Annotated in this window: 13 protein-coding genes; 5 read left to right on the top strand and 8 right to left on the bottom strand. The window is 68.9% G+C overall.

Annotated features, from left to right (window positions below; genetic code table 11):
* Positions 1-231 precede the first annotated feature (231 nt).
* The 5 genes from V7Z98_RS14850 to V7Z98_RS14870 all read left to right on the top strand — a co-directional run bounded on the left by V7Z98_RS14850 (position 232) and on the right by V7Z98_RS14870 (position 5,104).
* On the top strand, positions 232-786 hold the full coding sequence (locus V7Z98_RS14850) for an iron transporter (protein WP_293262504.1): 555 nt from the start codon (positions 232-234) through the stop codon (positions 784-786).
* A 3-nt stretch (positions 787-789) separates the two neighbouring features.
* Positions 790-2,373, top strand: a complete 1,584-nt coding sequence (locus V7Z98_RS14855; RefSeq protein WP_334158826.1) for a carbohydrate porin — start codon at positions 790-792, stop codon at positions 2,371-2,373.
* Positions 2,374-2,388: 15 nt separating this feature from the next.
* A complete protein-coding gene (locus tag V7Z98_RS14860) occupies positions 2,389-2,766 on the top strand; it encodes a cupredoxin domain-containing protein (protein WP_334158827.1) in 378 nt (125 codons plus the stop codon).
* A gap of 63 nt (positions 2,767-2,829) precedes the next feature.
* Positions 2,830-3,672, top strand: coding sequence for an FTR1 family iron permease (locus tag V7Z98_RS14865; protein WP_293262513.1), 843 nt, complete (start codon positions 2,830-2,832; stop codon positions 3,670-3,672).
* On the top strand, positions 3,665-5,104 hold the full coding sequence (locus tag V7Z98_RS14870) for a 4Fe-4S binding protein (RefSeq protein ID WP_334158828.1): 1,440 nt from the start codon (positions 3,665-3,667) through the stop codon (positions 5,102-5,104). The genes V7Z98_RS14865 and V7Z98_RS14870 overlap by 8 nt, the downstream gene beginning before the upstream one ends.
* 99 nt (positions 5,105-5,203) lie before the next feature.
* Here V7Z98_RS14870 and V7Z98_RS14875 read toward each other — a convergent pair whose 3' ends face one another.
* The 8 genes from V7Z98_RS14875 to V7Z98_RS14910 all read right to left on the bottom strand — a co-directional run bounded on the left by V7Z98_RS14875 (position 5,204) and on the right by V7Z98_RS14910 (position 14,903).
* Positions 5,204-5,764: a TlpA family protein disulfide reductase gene (locus tag V7Z98_RS14875; RefSeq protein WP_334158829.1), complete on the bottom strand. Its 561-nt coding sequence runs from the start codon at positions 5,762-5,764 to the stop codon at positions 5,204-5,206.
* 2 nt (positions 5,765-5,766) lie between these two features.
* Positions 5,767-7,896 carry a TonB-dependent receptor plug domain-containing protein gene (locus V7Z98_RS14880; protein WP_334158830.1) on the bottom strand — a complete coding sequence of 710 codons (2,130 nt, stop codon included), beginning with the start codon at positions 7,894-7,896 and terminating at the stop codon, positions 5,767-5,769.
* Between the two features lie 394 nt (positions 7,897-8,290).
* Positions 8,291-9,175: a carboxylating nicotinate-nucleotide diphosphorylase gene (gene nadC, locus V7Z98_RS14885; protein WP_334158831.1), complete on the bottom strand. Its 885-nt coding sequence runs from the start codon at positions 9,173-9,175 to the stop codon at positions 8,291-8,293.
* 54 nt (positions 9,176-9,229) lie between these two features.
* Complete coding sequence (locus tag V7Z98_RS14890) at positions 9,230-9,910, bottom strand: nucleotidyltransferase family protein (protein WP_334158832.1); 681 nt, start codon at positions 9,908-9,910, stop codon at positions 9,230-9,232.
* Positions 9,911-9,920: 10 nt separating this feature from the next.
* On the bottom strand, positions 9,921-10,994 hold the full coding sequence (locus V7Z98_RS14895) for an XdhC family protein (RefSeq protein WP_334158833.1): 1,074 nt from the start codon (positions 10,992-10,994) through the stop codon (positions 9,921-9,923).
* A 23-nt stretch (positions 10,995-11,017) separates the two neighbouring features.
* Complete coding sequence (locus V7Z98_RS14900) at positions 11,018-13,258, bottom strand: xanthine dehydrogenase family protein molybdopterin-binding subunit (RefSeq protein ID WP_334158834.1); 2,241 nt, start codon at positions 13,256-13,258, stop codon at positions 11,018-11,020.
* A 9-nt stretch (positions 13,259-13,267) separates the two neighbouring features.
* Complete coding sequence (locus tag V7Z98_RS14905; RefSeq protein ID WP_334158835.1) at positions 13,268-13,771, bottom strand: (2Fe-2S)-binding protein; 504 nt, start codon at positions 13,769-13,771, stop codon at positions 13,268-13,270.
* Between the two features lie 325 nt (positions 13,772-14,096).
* Complete coding sequence (locus tag V7Z98_RS14910) at positions 14,097-14,903, bottom strand: ABC transporter substrate-binding protein (RefSeq protein WP_334158860.1); 807 nt, start codon at positions 14,901-14,903, stop codon at positions 14,097-14,099.
* Positions 14,904-14,937: the final 34 nt, after the last annotated feature.

The raw sequence follows: 14,937 nt of genomic DNA on the forward strand, positions 1-14,937 counted from the left end.
ACCCGGTTTCAGGGCCCTGGAGTGGGCCGTGCCGGGTTTTTGGCGGCTTTTTTCGCTTGATCCAGCGCAAAAAACGGCGATTTTTGCCATTTTTTACACGCGCCATATTGCAGTGCGCCAGAGGCTTTACGATAATTATTCTCAGTTGCAGTCCGAGCAAGCTTGCCAGAACCGTTCCGCCGGTCGCCGCAAGCCAGCTCAACACCAAATAAAACCAACTGGGAGTTCGATATGCGCTGGCGTTCCTTGCTCGATAAAACCGTTTTTGCCCTGGCTGTTTCCTGTCTCGCCTCCGTTTCCGCCCACGCCGTGGAATACCCGATCGGCACCCCGCAGCAGCGGGCCGGCATGGAAATCGGCGCGGTCTACCTGCAGGCCGTGACCATGGAGCCGGACGGCATGATGCGCAAGGTGGAGGAATCGGACATCCACCTGGAAGCCGACATCCACGCCATGGGCGGCAACCCCAACGGTTTCGAGGAAGGCGCCTGGATTCCTTACCTGGTGGTGAAGTACGAGGTCACCAAGATCGGCACCAGCCAGAAGGTGAGCGGCGAGATGATGCCCATGGTGGCCAACGACGGCCCCCACTACGGCGACAACATTAAGCTGTTCGGCCCGGGCAAGTACCACGTCAAGTACACCGTGATGCCGCCCTCCGCCAATCCCCATTCCCACTTCGGCCGCCATACCGACCGCCTCACGGGCGTGCGCCCCTGGTTCAAGCCCTTCGATGTGGAGTACGAGTTCACCTACGTCGGCGTGGGCAAAAAAGGCGGTTACTGAGCCATGTCCGCCCGATCCCTGTGGCGGCCCGCTCGCGTGGCCGCGATGGTAGCGCTCGCCCTTTCGCCGGCGGTCAGCCAGGCCGATACCGACCCGGAAGTGCGCAAGCTTCTGGAAAAATTGACCCAGCGCCTGGACCGGCTGGAAAAGCGCAACGCCGAACTCGAAGCCGAGCTGAAGGCGGCCAAGACCGCGCCGGCCCGGGCCGTGGCACCGGCATCCGCCGCGCCCGCGGCCACCGCCAGCCTGGAAGCCCGGGTGAAGACCCTGGAGGAGCAAAGTGCCCGGGTGAATGACGGCCTCAACCGCGAAGACGTGAGCGAGAACGAGCCCGAGCTGACGGCCCGCCTCAAGGCGGTGGAATACCAGTCCCTGGGCATGCTCAAGCAGGCCCGCATGGCCGAGGCCCTGGATGGCATCACCGCCGGCATGAGCCTGTCCACCGTGGCCCAGCGTCCCAGCAACGGCAGCGGCCCGGCCGGCTCCGACCTGGTCGGCAAGTCCAACAACAGCCAGCTCAACTACCGGGGCGACGTCTATGTGACCTTGCCCCTGGAGAACATCGGCGACATCGAGAGCCGCATCTTCGCCCAGTTCCGCTTCGGCCAGGGGTTCGGCCTGAACGACCTGTACAGCTTCTCCAAGCCCAACGCCACGGCCTTCCGCGTCACCAGCCTGAGCCCGGACGACTCGGTGGCGATCCTGGGGCAGGCCTGGTACCAGGCCACCATTCCGTTGCCCTACGGCGGCTTCAAGCCCCATTCCAAGGAAAGCCTGGAGATCACCTTCGGCAAGATGGACCCCTTCGTCTTCTTCGACCAGAACGCGGCCGCCAACGATGAGACCAAGCAGTTCCTCAACACCGCCTTCGTGCACAACCCGCTGCTCGATGCCGGCGGCGACATCGGCGTCGATGCCAACGGCTTCGCACCGGGCTTCCGCGTCTCCTACTCCAACAGCGTGAACAAGCGCGAGGTGTGGCGCCTGTCCGCCGGCGTGTTCGGTGCCGGCAAGGGGGCCAACTATTCCCGCTTCTTCTCCTCGCCGCTCCTGATCGTCCAGGCCGAAACCCAGCAGCGCTTCTTCGGCGGCCTGCTCGGCAACTACCGCCTGTACTACTGGCGCAACGGCCAGGCGCCGACCTTCGAGGACACCGCCGCCCACCGCTCCGGCTGGGGCCTGTCGGTGGACCAGCGGGTTGGGGACACGGTGACCCTGTTCGGCCGCTACGGCCAGCTGGTGCAAAATACCGGCGCCCGCTTCGACCGGGCCCTGACCGTTGGGGCCGAGTTCAACGGTTCCACCTGGAACCGGGGCGGCGATTCCCTGGGCATCGGCCTGGGCATGATGCGGGCTGCCAGTTCGTTCCGCAGCACCTCCAGCCTGATCGACATCGACGGCAACGGCGTGCCCGACTATGGCTTTGCCGCCACCGGCAGCGAGCGCCTGGTCGAGTTGTACTATCGCTACCGCATCAACAAGCAGTTCGAGCTGTCGCCCGACCTGCAATACATCGCCCGGCCCGCCGGCAACCCCGACGCCAAGGGCATCACCTTGATCGGCTTGCGCGCCCAGCTCACTTATTGATCTTGAGGTTTGCCCGTGAAAACCGTGTCGCTATCACTATCGCAACCGTTCCGCCGCCTGGCCCGGCAGGCCGCCGCCCTGGCGGCCCTGGCCTGCATGGCGGCGGGCGCCCCGGCCCTGGCCGATGAACTGCCCACCTTCAACCTCGTCATCCGCGCTGGCAAGTTCTACCCCGACGTGATCGAGGTGCCGGCCAACACCAAGTGGAAGCTCACCATCCACAACGAGGGGCCGGGGGCCGAGGAGTTCGAGAGCATCGAGCTGCGCAAGGAAAAGGTGCTGGCCCCCGGGGCCAGCAGCTTCCTCGTCTTCGCGCCGATGAAGCCGGGTACCTACAAGTTCTTCGGCGATTTCCACCCGGAAACCGCCCAGGGCAAGATCGTCGCCAAGTAATGCGGCCGCAGGTGCGGCCGTTCGCTTTCGTATATCGCAGTCTTCGCAGTTGGAGTTCGCATCATGGGAAATGCCCTGTTCATCGTCTGGCGTGAGAGCCTGGAGGCCATGCTGGTGGTGGGGGTGCTCTACGCCTGGCTGGCGCGCAACGCCCCCGAGCGCCTGCGCGCCCTGTGGGCCGGCACTGCCGGCGGCCTGGCCCTGGCCGGCGGTCTGGCCTACGCCATCGTCAGCGTCCAGGACGAGCTTTCCGGCGAGGCGGTGGAATGGTTCCAGACCGGGGCCCTGCTGCTCGCCGCGGTGCTGATCGCCCAGATGGTGCTGTGGATGCAGAAGCACGGCCGGCACATGAAGAAGAGCATCGAGGCCGACGTGGCCGCCGCCGCCGAGAAGTCCGGCGGCCTGGGCATCGCCCTGGTGGCGGCCCTGGCCATCGGCCGCGAAGGTGCCGAGACGGTGATCTTCCTCTACGGCGTCGGCCTGGAGCAGGGCAGCGCCCTGACCACCCTGGGCGGTGCGGCCATCGGCCTGGCCTTGGCGGCGCTCACCGCCTGGGCGGTGAGCCGGGGCCTGCGCGGCCTCACCTACGCCACCTTCTTCCGCGTCACCAGCCTGCTGCTGCTGATGTTCGGCGCGTCCCTGCTGGTGGCCGGCGTAGACCGCCTGGTGGGGGCCGGCCTGCTGCCGGCCCTGGTGGATCCGCTGTGGGACACCTCGGCCCTGCTCGACGACGGCGCTGGCCTGGGCAAGCTGCTCTACGCCGTGGTGGGCTACCGGGCCATGCCGTCCCTGTCCCTGGTGCTGGCCTACGCCGCCTACTGGGCGGCGGTGTTCCTGGTCGGCCGGATCGGGGGGGGGGCGCCCAAGCCGGCGGCAGCGCCGGCCCGGGAGAACGGCCGTGGCTAGATCGGCGACGATCCCCATCGTCCCGGTGGCGTCAGTGGCGCCACCTTCTCCCCGGTCACCCCTGGCGACCACCTTCCTCGGCCGCCTCGGTGAGGCCATGCGCCGCCACCGCCGCGTCATCCTGGCCATCCAGTGGGTGGTCATCGTCGTTTACGTGGGCCTGGTCACCGTGCCGGCCTTCATGCCCCTGCCGGAAACCGGCGCCACCATCGTCTCCAACCTGACCCTGGCCGCCCAGTTCGCCTTCTGGGGCATCTGGTGGCCCTTCGTCATCTTCACCACCCTGTTCGCCGGACGGGTCTGGTGCGGCGTGTTCTGCCCCGAAGGGGCCCTGGCCGAGCACGTCAGCCGCTTCGGTCTCAACCGGCGGGTGCCCAAGTTCATCCGCTGGAGCGGCTGGCCCTTCGTCGCCTTCATCCTGACCACGGTCTACGGCCAGCTGGTGAGCGTCTACGAATACGCCCAGGCAGCCTTGCTGGTGCTGGGCGGTTCGACCCTGGCGGCCATCGCCGTGGGCTTTCTCTACGGCCGGGAAAAGCGCGTCTGGTGCCGCTACCTGTGTCCGGTGAGCGGCGTGTTCAGCCTGCTCGGCCGGGTGGCGCCGCTCCAGTTCAAGGTGGATCGCCAGCTGTGGCGCGAGCACCGGCCCAATTTCCGCCTCGAATGCGCCCCCCTGGTGGACGTGAAGGGCATGACCGGCTCGTCCGACTGCCACCTGTGCGGTCAGTGCAGCGGCTTCCGCGAGGCGGTGCACCTCACCGCCCGGCTGCCCGGCAGCGAGGTGGCCCGGCTGCCCGACGGCGAGGTGTCGAAGTGGGACGCCCGGCTGGTGGTGTTCGGCATGCTCGGCGTGGCGGTGGGGGCCTTCCAGTGGAGTTCCAGCCCCTGGTTCGTCATGGTCAAGCAGGCCCTGGCCGAGTGGCTGGTGGAGCGCAACTGGTTCGGCCCCCTGGAATCGGACATCCCCTGGTGGGTCCTGACCCACTATCCGGAAGCCGGTGATGTGTTCACCTGGCTCGACGGCGGCCTGGTGCTCGGCTACATCGGCTCCATGGCCCTGGTGCTGGGCAGCTGGATCAGCCTGTGGCTGGCGGTGGCCGGCCGGATCACCGCCACGGCCGGCGAATCCTGGCACCACGCCGCCCGGCGCCTGGCCTACACCTTGACGCCCCTGGCCGGCCTGGGCATCTTCCTCGGCCTGTCCGCCCTGACCGTCACCCTGCTCAAGGCCGAGGGCCTGCGCTTCCCCTGGCTGGGCAGCGCCCGGGGCGTGGTGCTGGCCATCGGTGTGCTGTGGAGCCTGGGCCTGGCCTGGCGCCAGTTGCACCATCGCAAGGCCCCCCTGCCACGCCTGGCCGCCGCCCTGGCCTGCGTAGCCGTAGCTCTGGCGCCGGTGGCGGCAAGCTGGATGCTGCTGTTCTACGTCTGGTAAGCGTGTGGGTCCGTTCCCCGGACGCTCTCCGGATTTTCCAAGCAGGTTGCGATGAACCGCCCGGCATTGTCCGGGCGGTTTTTTTCATGCCGGTTCATGTCAATTGCCCCGGCAGGCGGGGCTGGTCAGGGCCAGGTGCGCCCAGGCGCGGTCGATTTCGCCGGTGCGGGCGGCGCAGGGTCGGCGCCCGGCGGTGAGCACCACGCTGTAGGGCAGGGCCTGGGGACGGTCGCCGAAGCGGGCCAGCACTCCGGCCGGATTCGACGGCGCCGTGAGGGCCAGCACCGGCGGCAGCAGGGCTTGGCGTACCGATTCCGGTGCCGCCAGGGTTTCGGAGGGGCGTTGGACCGCGACGGCGATCACCCGCAGCCGACCCTCCCTGGCAATGGCCGCCAGTTCCGCCATTTCGCGCACGCAGCCGGGGCAGTCGCTGCGCCAGAAGTTGACCAGGGTCGGCGCCGGAGCCAGGGCGGACAGACGCACGAAGCCATCGTCGCCGGCCAGTTCGAAATCCAGGGAGGTGGCCGGGTCGAGGGCGGCGGAAGCGAGGGCGGGGAGGCTGGCGAGCAGACAGGCGGCGATCCGGTTGCGGGCCCGGCCCCATCGGGGCCGGGAGGTTCCTGTGGTAACGCCCTGCCGCATCGAAGGGGAAATGGGCACGGTCAGAGGGTGAATTTCACGCCGGCATAGAGGAAGCGGCCGCGGTTGGGGCCCCACAGATGGGTGACGTCCAGGCTGCCGTTCCGGTCGATCCAGAGAAAGCTCTCCTTGGTGGCCTGGCGGTAGTCGAACAGGTTGTCGGCCCCGGCGTAGGTGCTCCATTGCTTGTTCACCCGGTATTCGGCGCGCAGGTCCACGGTCCAGAAGGTCGGGCTCTTGTCGCGCTTGGGCGTGCCGTCCAGGTTGTAGCGCGGGTTGTTGGCGTAGTCGTAGAACTTGGCCAGGTTCTGGCTGCCGGTCCAGGTGGCCCGGGTAAACACGTCCCACGGACCGCTGGCGTAGTCGAGGCGGAAATAGGCGCGCTCTTCGGGGCGGGCGAACACCAGGGTGCCGGGGGTGAAGGTGTAGTGGTATTTCTCGACGCCCACCGTGCCTTCCAGGGTCGTGGTCAGCTTGTGGGTGAGGGTGAAGTCGCCGCCGACCACGGTCACCGGGGTGGTGGCCGAACTGAACACGGTGATTGGGTTGCCGGATGCGTCGGTATGGTTGGGGTCGAGCAGGGCCATGTTGTAGATGCGGTTCCACGACAGGTTGCCCGACCAGGCGGTGCGGTCCCCGGCGTAAGCCAGGGTGTAGGTGGCGTTGTGGGAGACCTCGGGTTTGGTCACTTCGCGCACGATGCGCACCGTGTCCAGAATGCCGTGATCCTGCTCGAAGAACGAGGTGGGGGCCCGGTAGCCCTTGCCCACGGCGAAGCGGCTGTTGAGGTGGTCGGTGTGGTTCCACAGCACGTTCAGGCGCGGGCTGGTGATATTGCCGAACACGTTGTGGTGATCCACCCGGACCGACCCGTTTACTTCCACGGCGCCGTCGAAGAACGGGCGGTAGGCTTGGAAGAAGGCGCCCGGGGTGCGATAGACGTAGTTGTCGATGCCGTTGTTGACTTCGCCGGCTGCATCCGCGCCCCGGCTGGAAAGGTCTTCGTAGCGATAGTTGAGGCCGGCGGTGACCAAGCTGCTGCCCAGGGGCTGCTGGGTGCTGGCTTCCAGGTAGTACTGGGTCTGGTCGGCCTTGTAGACGGCCTTTTCGTAGAACGAGTCCTGCTTGTGCCGGGCATAGCCGACGGCTAGGCGCAGGGTGCCGTCGCCCAGGCCGCGGGTGCCGCTGGAGACGAACTGGGTACGGTCGGTGAAGATGATTTCCGACATGCCGGCGCGGCCGTTGTCGTAGGGCACCAGGGCCCCGGTGGAAGGATCGATCCAGCCGTCGGGGGAGGGGGAGCCGTGGGGGCCCTTGGACCAATCGAAGGGATTGCCCGAGCCATCCGCCTTGACGCCGCCGTAGTCCTTGCCCATCGCGCCGCCCATGCGTTTTTCGCTGACCACGTCGAAGCGGCCCCGTACCTTGAAGCCGCCCCAGTCGTCACCGAAGAAGCCCAGGCCGCCCATGTCGCGCTGGTAGCCGGTGTACTGGGAAATGCCGCTGCCCACTGCATCCACCGTGTTGTGGCCGGTATGGCTGGCGCTGAGGGTGACGGCGCCGCCGTCGAACATCCGGGCGCCAAACAGGTTGGTCTGGTTGTGGCCGTAGCTGCCGAACTGCTGGTTGGCGATGAACTCGTTGGCGGTGGGTCGCCGGGTCACCAGGTTCACCGCACCGGCCAGGGCCTCGGGCGCGATCAGGCTGGCGCCGGCGCCCCGGGAAACGTCGATCCGCTCCAAGCCCCCCAGGCTGACGCTGTCCAGGCCGTAGGCGGAGGAGACGGACGAATAGATGGGAATGCCGTCGATCAACAGGGTGGTGAAGCGGCCGGGCAGGTTGTTGAGCACCACATTGCGCACGTTGCATATCGAGCATTCGGTCTGCACCGCGATGCCGGGACGCTTGTCCAGGGCCTCGGTCAGGCTGGTGGCGCCGCTGCGCTCGATGTCCCGCTGGGAAAGGCTCTCGGTGGCAACGATCTCGTCCCGCAGAATCGCACGCCCGGTGCCACGGCTATTGGTTACGGTCACCTCGCCCAGTTGCTGCTCGGCAGCGAGGGCCGACGCAGCGGGAATGCAGGCGAAGGCCATGGAGACGGCCAGACTGAGCGGGAGGGGCGAGGTGGGGAACGGGCGGTGTGAGCGGGTCATGGCGTGGAATGTGTAATGAGTTCTGTTGTTGTGCGCAGATTTGTATCGAATCTGTTGCAAAACATAATAATACGAATTGTTCTCAATACACAATAGGTGCAACTTTGTTGCGTTTATTCTGGCCGTGCCGCGGCCGAATCCGGGAAGGGCGACGTAGAAATGGAAACGGCCCGCAGGAGCGGGCCGTGGAAGGCAGGGAAAGGGCTAGGGTTAGTGCCCACAGGGGCAGGTTGCCAACCTGCGCAATGGTGTGCCGATGGGGCTGAGAGGTTTTCAGGATGAAAAATTGGCCGGCATCAGGAGCGGGGTCAGGGGCGGGAAAAGCACCGGGCCCACGATTGCGGGCCCGGTGGCGAGGAAAAGCGAGCCTTGTATCTTTCGAGCTCGGACCGACTCAGTCCTGCACGAAGCGCATCGACAGGTCCAGGGCGAGCACGTCCTTGGTCAGGCCGCCGATCGAGATACGGTCCACCCCGGTTTCGGCGATGCCGCGCAGAGTGTCGAAGTTGACGCCGCCGGAGGCTTCCAGGACCGCTCGGCCGGCGGTGCGGGCCACGGCCTCGCGCATCTGCTCGTTGCTGAAGTTGTCGAGCAGCACCATCTCGGCGCCGGCGGCCAGGGCTTCGTCCAGCTCGGCCAGGTTCTCCACTTCCACCTGGATGAACTTGCAGCGCCCCTCGGCACCGGCTGCCACCTGGCGGGCGGCGGCCATGGCGGCGGTGATGCCGCCGGCGGCCATGATGTGGTTTTCCTTGATCAGGATGGCGTCGTAGAGGGCGATGCGGTGGTTCTCGCCGCCGCCGCAGCGCACGGCGTATTTCTGCGCCAGGCGCAGGCCGGGCAGGGTCTTGCGCGTATCGACGATGGCCGCCTTGGTGCCGGCCACCGCCGCGACGAAGCGGGCGGTCTTGGTGGCGACGCCGGAGAGCAACTGGAGGAAGTTCAGCGCCGAGCGCTCGGCGGTGAGCAGGGCCGGGGCATTGCCGCGGATCTCGCACAACACTTGGTTGGGCGCCACCCGGTCGCCGTCGGCGGCGTGCCAGACGATCTGCACGCTGGGGTCCAGTGCGGTGAAGCAGCGTTCGAACCAGTCCCGGCCGGCTAGCACCGCGTCTTCTCGGGAGATCACCGTGGCGCGGCCGGGGCGGCTGGCGGGCACCAGGGCGGCGGTCAGGTCGCCGGGGCCCACGTCTTCGTCCAGGGCGGCGGCGACGTTGCGGTCGATGACGTGGGAAGGGGGCAGGGCCGCGGCCAGGGCGGCGGAGGCAGCACGGGACATGAGGTGCTCGGCGGAGAGTGACGGGAAGGCGGGCATTCTACCCGCTCCGCCGCGTCACGCGGGGTTGGACGGGCGCGGCCCGGGCCAGGCGGCGGGCCAATCGGCGCTATGGTCCAGGTCCACCAGGCAGCCCGGGTCGTTCACTTCGACGAGGCGGGTGTCGGATTGCAGGATCAGGTGGCGCGCTCCCTGGTCGCCGCTCAGGGACGACAGGTCCGTTTCGAAGTTCCGGGCGAAGGCTACCGGGTGCCCGCGCCGGCCTTGGTACACCGGGGCGGCGACTGCGGCGCCCTTGCGCAGGGCTGCCGCCACCGCTCGGCTGGTGTCCGGGTGGATGAAGGGCATGTCGGCCAGGGCCACCACCCACCCCAGGGGATCGAAGGCCAGGCTGCGGCGGATGCCGGTGGACAGGCTGTCCCCCAGGCCCGGCTCCGGATCGGTGGCCACCGGCACCAGGGCGATGCCTTCATGGCCGAGCAGCACCGAGGCCGGCGAGCCGGGGCGTACCACCGCTAGCACCAGGTCGCAGGCGGTCCGCAGGGACTGGGCCGCCGCCAAGGCCACGGGGGTACCGCGGTCGGCGTGGGGCAGGTTGTAGGGCAGGGGTTCGAGAAGTTTTTCTGCACCATAGCGGCGGGAATAGCCGGCGGCGAGCAGGATGCCGATTATCGGCCGGAGGGGCGTGCGCACCGTGGTGCGGCGGGGGCGCTCGTGGCTCGTAATGGGCGGGGCCATGCTGACTACCTCATGAACGTTGGCCGCAAAGGGCGGTGGGATAGGGGGCCGGTGCCATGTCGGCGCCTTCGGCGGGGGCGGTTCCGGCGCTTTGTTCCGGGGTGCCCCGGGCGGTGGCCACAAGGTCGGCGGCGATGGCCACGGCGATCTCGGCCGGGGTTCGGCTGTTGATGGGCAGGCCGATGGGGCCGTGTAGCCGCGCCAGTTCGGCTTCGTTGAAGGCGAAGTGCTCCATCAGCCGGGCCCGGCGCAGAGCCTGGCTGCGCTTGGAGCCCAGGGCGCCGACGTAGAAGGCTGGCGAGCGCAGGGCTTCAAGCAAAGCCAGGTCGTCGAGCTTGAGATCGTGGGACAGGGCGACGATGGCGCTGCGCGGGTCGGGGCGGAAGGCCTGCACCACGTCGTCCGGCATGTCGGCCAGGGGGGCGATGACGGCGATGCCCGGGGCGCCGCCGGCCTGCAATTCGGCCCAGGCGGTGCGGGCCTCGGGGCGCGGGTCGCACAGGGTTATCCGGTAACCGAGCAGGGCGGCCATGGGCACCAGGGCGGCGCTGATCTGGTTGGCCCCCACCACCAGTAACCGCTGGCGCGGGCCGTAGGTGGCGGAAAAACCGTCGGTCCAGGCGAAAAAGTCGGCAGCGGTGCCTGGGGCCGGGGCGTCGTCGAGTAGGGGCGGCGTGCCCAGGCGTACGGTACGCCGCACCAGCCGGCCGGCGGCGAGGCGTTGGCGCCACTCGGCCAGGTGGGCCGGTGGCACTGCCGGTTCCAGGGCGATGGACAGGCGGCCGCCGCAAGGCAGCCCCCAGCGCACCGCGTCGGCCTGGTCCACCCCGTAGTGGCGCAGGGCCGGCCGGGCGACCTGGCCGGCCCGGATGGCCTCGGCCAGGTCGTCCTCGACGCAGCCGCCGGACACCGAGCCGACCTGGACGCCGTCGCCGCGGAAGAAGGCCACCGACCCCACTGGCCGGGGGGCGGTGCCGAAGGTGGCCACCACCGTGGCCACGGTGACGGCCTCGCCCTGGGACGCCCAGCGGACGGCGGTTTCCAGGGCGGCCTCGTCGGGATCGAGGAGGGGCGCGGGGTTCATGGGGTGATCCTTGGAAACCCGCGTCAGGCCTTGATCAGCGGCAGGTCGGTGGTCCAGGTGCCGGTCAGGCTGGCCAGGGCGTTGGCCACCGCCGGGGCGATCACCGGGGTGCCCGGTTCGCCGACCCCGGTGGGGGCGCCGGCCGAGGGCACGATGTGCACGTCGATGTGGGGCATCTCGTCGATGCGCAGCACCCGGTAGGCGTCGAAGTTGCGCTCCCGCACCGCTCCCTTGTCCACGTGGATGGCGCCGTACAGGGCGCCCGACAGGCCGTAGCCGATGCCGCCTTCCATCTGGGCCCGGACCACGTCCGGGTTGATCGCCAGGCCGCACTCCACGGCGCAGGTCACCTTGTCCACGGTAAAGCTGCCGTCGCCGCGCCGGGTGACTTCGGCCACCTGGGCCACCATGGTGTTGAAGGATTCGTGCACCGCCACGCCCCGGGCGCGCTGCTCGCCGGTCTTGCCCGGGGCCAGGGGCGTGCCCCAGCCGGCCTGTTTGGCGGCCAGTTCCAGGGCTGCCAGGTGGCGCGGGTGGCCGGCCAGCAGGGCGCGGCGGCCGGCCACCGGGTCGGTGCCGGCTTCTCGGAACAGGCGGTCGAGGAAGGTTTCGGTGGAATAGGCGGTGTGGGTGGCGCCGACCGAGCGCCACCACTGCACCGGCACCGGCTGGGTGGGGGAGTGCAGATCCACGGTGAGGTTGGGGATGCGGTAGGGCAGGTTGGCGGCCCCTTCCACCGACGTGCCGTCGATGCCGTTCTTGACCAGGGCGCCCTCGAAAGCGGTGCCGGCGATGATCGACTGGCCGACGATGCGGTGCTGCCAGGCGACGATCTGGCCGGCCTTGTCCAGGCCCGCCACCAGCTTGTGTACGTAGAGCGGCCGGTACCAGCCGGCGCTGGTGTCGTCCTCCCGCGTCCATACCAGCTTCACCGGCAACCGCTTGCCCTGGTCGGCCAGGCTCTTGGCGATGTGGGTGGCTTCCAGCAGGTAGTCGGAGTGGGGGTTGGCGCGGCGGCCGAAGCTGCCGCCGGCAAAGAGCATGTGCAGGGTGACCTTTTCCGGCGGCAGGCCCACGGCCTTGCCCAGGGTGATCTGGTCCACGGTTTGGAACTGCTCGCCGTTCCAGATTTCCAGGGCGTCCCCGGTGAAGTGGGCCACCCCGTTCATCGGCTCCATGGCGGCGTGGGCCAGGTAGGGAAAGGTGTAGGTGGCTTCCAGCACCTTGACCGCATTGCCCAGGGCCTGGGCGCTGTTGCCGTCGTTGCGCGCCACCAGGCCGGGCTTCTGCGCCAGCTGGCGGTAGTCGGCGATGATCGAGTCGCTGCCGCCGGCGAAGGCGCCGCTTTCGTCCCACTGCACCTGGAGCTTTTCCCGGCCCTGGCGGGCCGACCAGAAGTCCTTGGCCACCACGGCCACGCCGGAGGGGATTTGCACCACCGCCACCACGCCCTTCACCGCCAGGGCCGGGGCCGCGTCGTAGCGGGCGACCTTGGCGCCGAAGCGGGGCGGGTGGGCGACCACGGCGGTGAGCATGCCGGGCAGCTTGAGGTCCTGGGTGTAGATGGCGCTGCCGTTGGTTTTGGCGGCGGAGTCGGTGCGGCCGACCTTCTTGCCGATCAGGACGAAGTCCTTGGGGTCTTTCAGGACCACCGTTTCGGGTACCGCCTCCTTGGCGGCGGCGTCGGCCAGTTCGCCGAAGCTGGCCTGGCGGCCGCTGGCGGCGTGGCGCAGCACGCCTTCCTTGACCGTGATCTCGCCGGCCGGCACGTTCCAGCGCTTGGCCGCGGCGGACACCAGCATGGCCCGGGCGGTGGCGCCGGCCTTGCGCATTTGCTCGAAGGAATTGGCCATGGCGGTGCTGCCGCCGGTGCCCTGGGTGGGGCCCCAGAACAGGTTGTTGTAGCGTTTGGCATCCGCCGGGGCCCCCTCGACCTTGATCTGGCTCCAGGCGGCGTCCAGTTCCTCGGCCACCAGGGTGGGCAGGCCGGTGAAGGTGCCCTGGCCCATTTCCAGGTGCTTGACCACCACGGTCACGGTGTTGTCCGGGGCGATGCGCACGAAGGCGTTGGGGGTGAGGGTGGCGCCAGCCGCGGTCTTCTTGTCGGCGGCCAGGGCCGGGGGCAGGCCCATCCACACGGCCAGGGCCAGCCCGCCGCTGGCCTTGATGAAGGTGCGCCGGCCGGCGCTGGCCGGGGCGTTGGCGTCGTCGGCCGGGAGGGCGGGGGAGGCGTCATCCACAGCCAGGGTGATCTTGGCGTCCATGGAGCCTCCTTACGCCTTGGCGGCGGAAAGATCGCGGGCCGCTTCGTGAATCGCGGCCCGGATGCGGTGGTAGGTGGCGCAGCGGCAGACGTTGCCGGCCATGGCGGTGTCAATGTCGGCGTCGGTGGGCGATGGGTTGTCGGCCAGCAGCGCCACGGCGGACATGATCTGGCCGGACTGGCAGTAGCCGCACTGGACCACGTCGAGGCGGGTCCAGGCGCCCTGCACCGCCTTGGCGGCCCGGGCGCGGCGGTCCTTGGCGGGCATGGCCGAGGCCGGGGCGGAGACGCCCTCGATGGTGGTGACGGCCTTGCCGGCCACGGCGGAGACGGGCAACTGGCAGGAACGCACCGGGGCGCCGTCGAGATGAACGGTACAGGCGCCGCACTGGCCGATGCCGCAGCCGAATTTGGTGCCGGTGAGGTTGGCGTGGTCGCGGATGGCCCACAAGAGGGGCATGTCGGCGGGCACGTCGAGGCGGACGCGCTTGCCGTTGAGGGTGAACTGAATCATGGCGTCTCCAGGCGAAACCAGGGGAACCGAGGGAATCGGAGGCTGGGGCGCGGCCCGTCTCTGCCCGGTGACAAGCGGCGTGGGAATCCTGAATCCTGAATGCTGAACGCTGGGCTGGGCTGGGCTGGGCTGGGCTGGGCTGGGCTGGGTGCAGGATGCGGGGACGGGCGGCCGGGTAAAAACCGAAGTAAGACCCCGGATGCCGTCCGGGCGTTCCGTGAAATTTGTTACGGTTCGGCGGACGGAATGGACAGGGGGGGGCAATGCGTTTCACCAATCCCCTTTTGAGGCGCGGCCGACGAAAACCGTTGGTTTGGCCGGCCGCTCAGGTCCGGTCGGTGGCCTCGGCGGCGGCGCGGATGGCCGCTGCCAGGGCGGGCAGGCCGAGGCGGATGGCGGCAGGGCCCGGGGCCAGGATGTCGGCGGACTTGACCTCGGCCAGCTGGCCTCGGGCCAGGGCCGGGATGGCGTCCCAGCCCGGGCGGGCCCGGACCTTCTCGGGGCGGAAGTGCTTGCCGCACCAGGAGCCGACGATCAGGTCCGGGGCGCGGCGCACCACCTCGTCCGGGTCGGCGATGATGCGCTCCCGGGCCCCGGGCTTGGCCGCCAGTTCGGCGAAGATGTCCTCGCCGCCGGCGATGGCGATGAATTCCGACACCCAGCGGATGCCCGAGATCATGGGTTCATCCCATTCCTCGAAATACACCCGGGGGCGGCAGGGCAGGGTGGTGGCAGCCTGGCGCACCGCCTCGACCCGGGCCGCCAGGTCGTCGGCCAGGGCGTGGGCGCGTTCCGCCGCGCCCACCAGCCGGCCCACGGTTTCGACCATGGCCAGGATGCCGGCCACGTCGCGCTGGTTGAACAGATGCACCTCGATGCCGGCCTTGACCAGTTCGGCGCAAATGCCCGCCTGGAGGTCGGAGAAGGCCAACACCAGATCCGGGCGTACCTCCAGAATCTTGTCCGCCTTGGCCGAGGAAAAGCCGCTCACCTTGGGCTTTTCTTTGCGTGCCTGGGGCGGATGGACGGTGAAGCCGGAAATGCCGGCGATGCGCTCTTCCTCCCCCAGGTCGTAGAGCACCTCGACGGTTTCGGTGGACAGGCAGACGATGCGTTGCGGCAGACGGGGCATGGCGGCGGAAAGCGGAACGGGGAACAAGGGGGCA

Source organism: Oryzomicrobium sp. (genome assembly GCF_036820405.1).
GTDB lineage: Bacteria > Pseudomonadota > Gammaproteobacteria > Burkholderiales > Rhodocyclaceae > Oryzomicrobium.

Excerpts from the sequence above, each read along its gene's own strand:
- V7Z98_RS14850 (WP_293262504.1), top strand. The coding sequence starts at position 232 with ATGCGCTGGCGTTCCTTGCTCGATAAAACCGTTTTTGCCCTGGCTGTT.
- V7Z98_RS14855 (WP_334158826.1), top strand. The coding sequence starts at position 790 with ATGTCCGCCCGATCCCTGTGGCGGCCCGCTCGCGTGGCCGCGATGGTA.
- V7Z98_RS14865 (WP_293262513.1), top strand. The coding sequence starts at position 2,830 with ATGGGAAATGCCCTGTTCATCGTCTGGCGTGAGAGCCTGGAGGCCATG.
- V7Z98_RS14880 (WP_334158830.1), bottom strand. The coding sequence starts at position 7,896 with ATGACCCGCTCACACCGCCCGTTCCCCACCTCGCCCCTCCCGCTCAGT.
- nadC (WP_334158831.1), bottom strand. The coding sequence starts at position 9,175 with ATGTCCCGTGCTGCCTCCGCCGCCCTGGCCGCGGCCCTGCCCCCTTCC.
- V7Z98_RS14890 (WP_334158832.1), bottom strand. The coding sequence starts at position 9,910 with ATGGCCCCGCCCATTACGAGCCACGAGCGCCCCCGCCGCACCACGGTG.
- V7Z98_RS14895 (WP_334158833.1), bottom strand. The coding sequence starts at position 10,994 with ATGAACCCCGCGCCCCTCCTCGATCCCGACGAGGCCGCCCTGGAAACC.
- V7Z98_RS14900 (WP_334158834.1), bottom strand. The coding sequence starts at position 13,258 with ATGGACGCCAAGATCACCCTGGCTGTGGATGACGCCTCCCCCGCCCTC.
- V7Z98_RS14905 (WP_334158835.1), bottom strand. The coding sequence starts at position 13,771 with ATGATTCAGTTCACCCTCAACGGCAAGCGCGTCCGCCTCGACGTGCCC.
- V7Z98_RS14910 (WP_334158860.1), bottom strand. The coding sequence starts at position 14,903 with ATGCCCCGTCTGCCGCAACGCATCGTCTGCCTGTCCACCGAAACCGTC.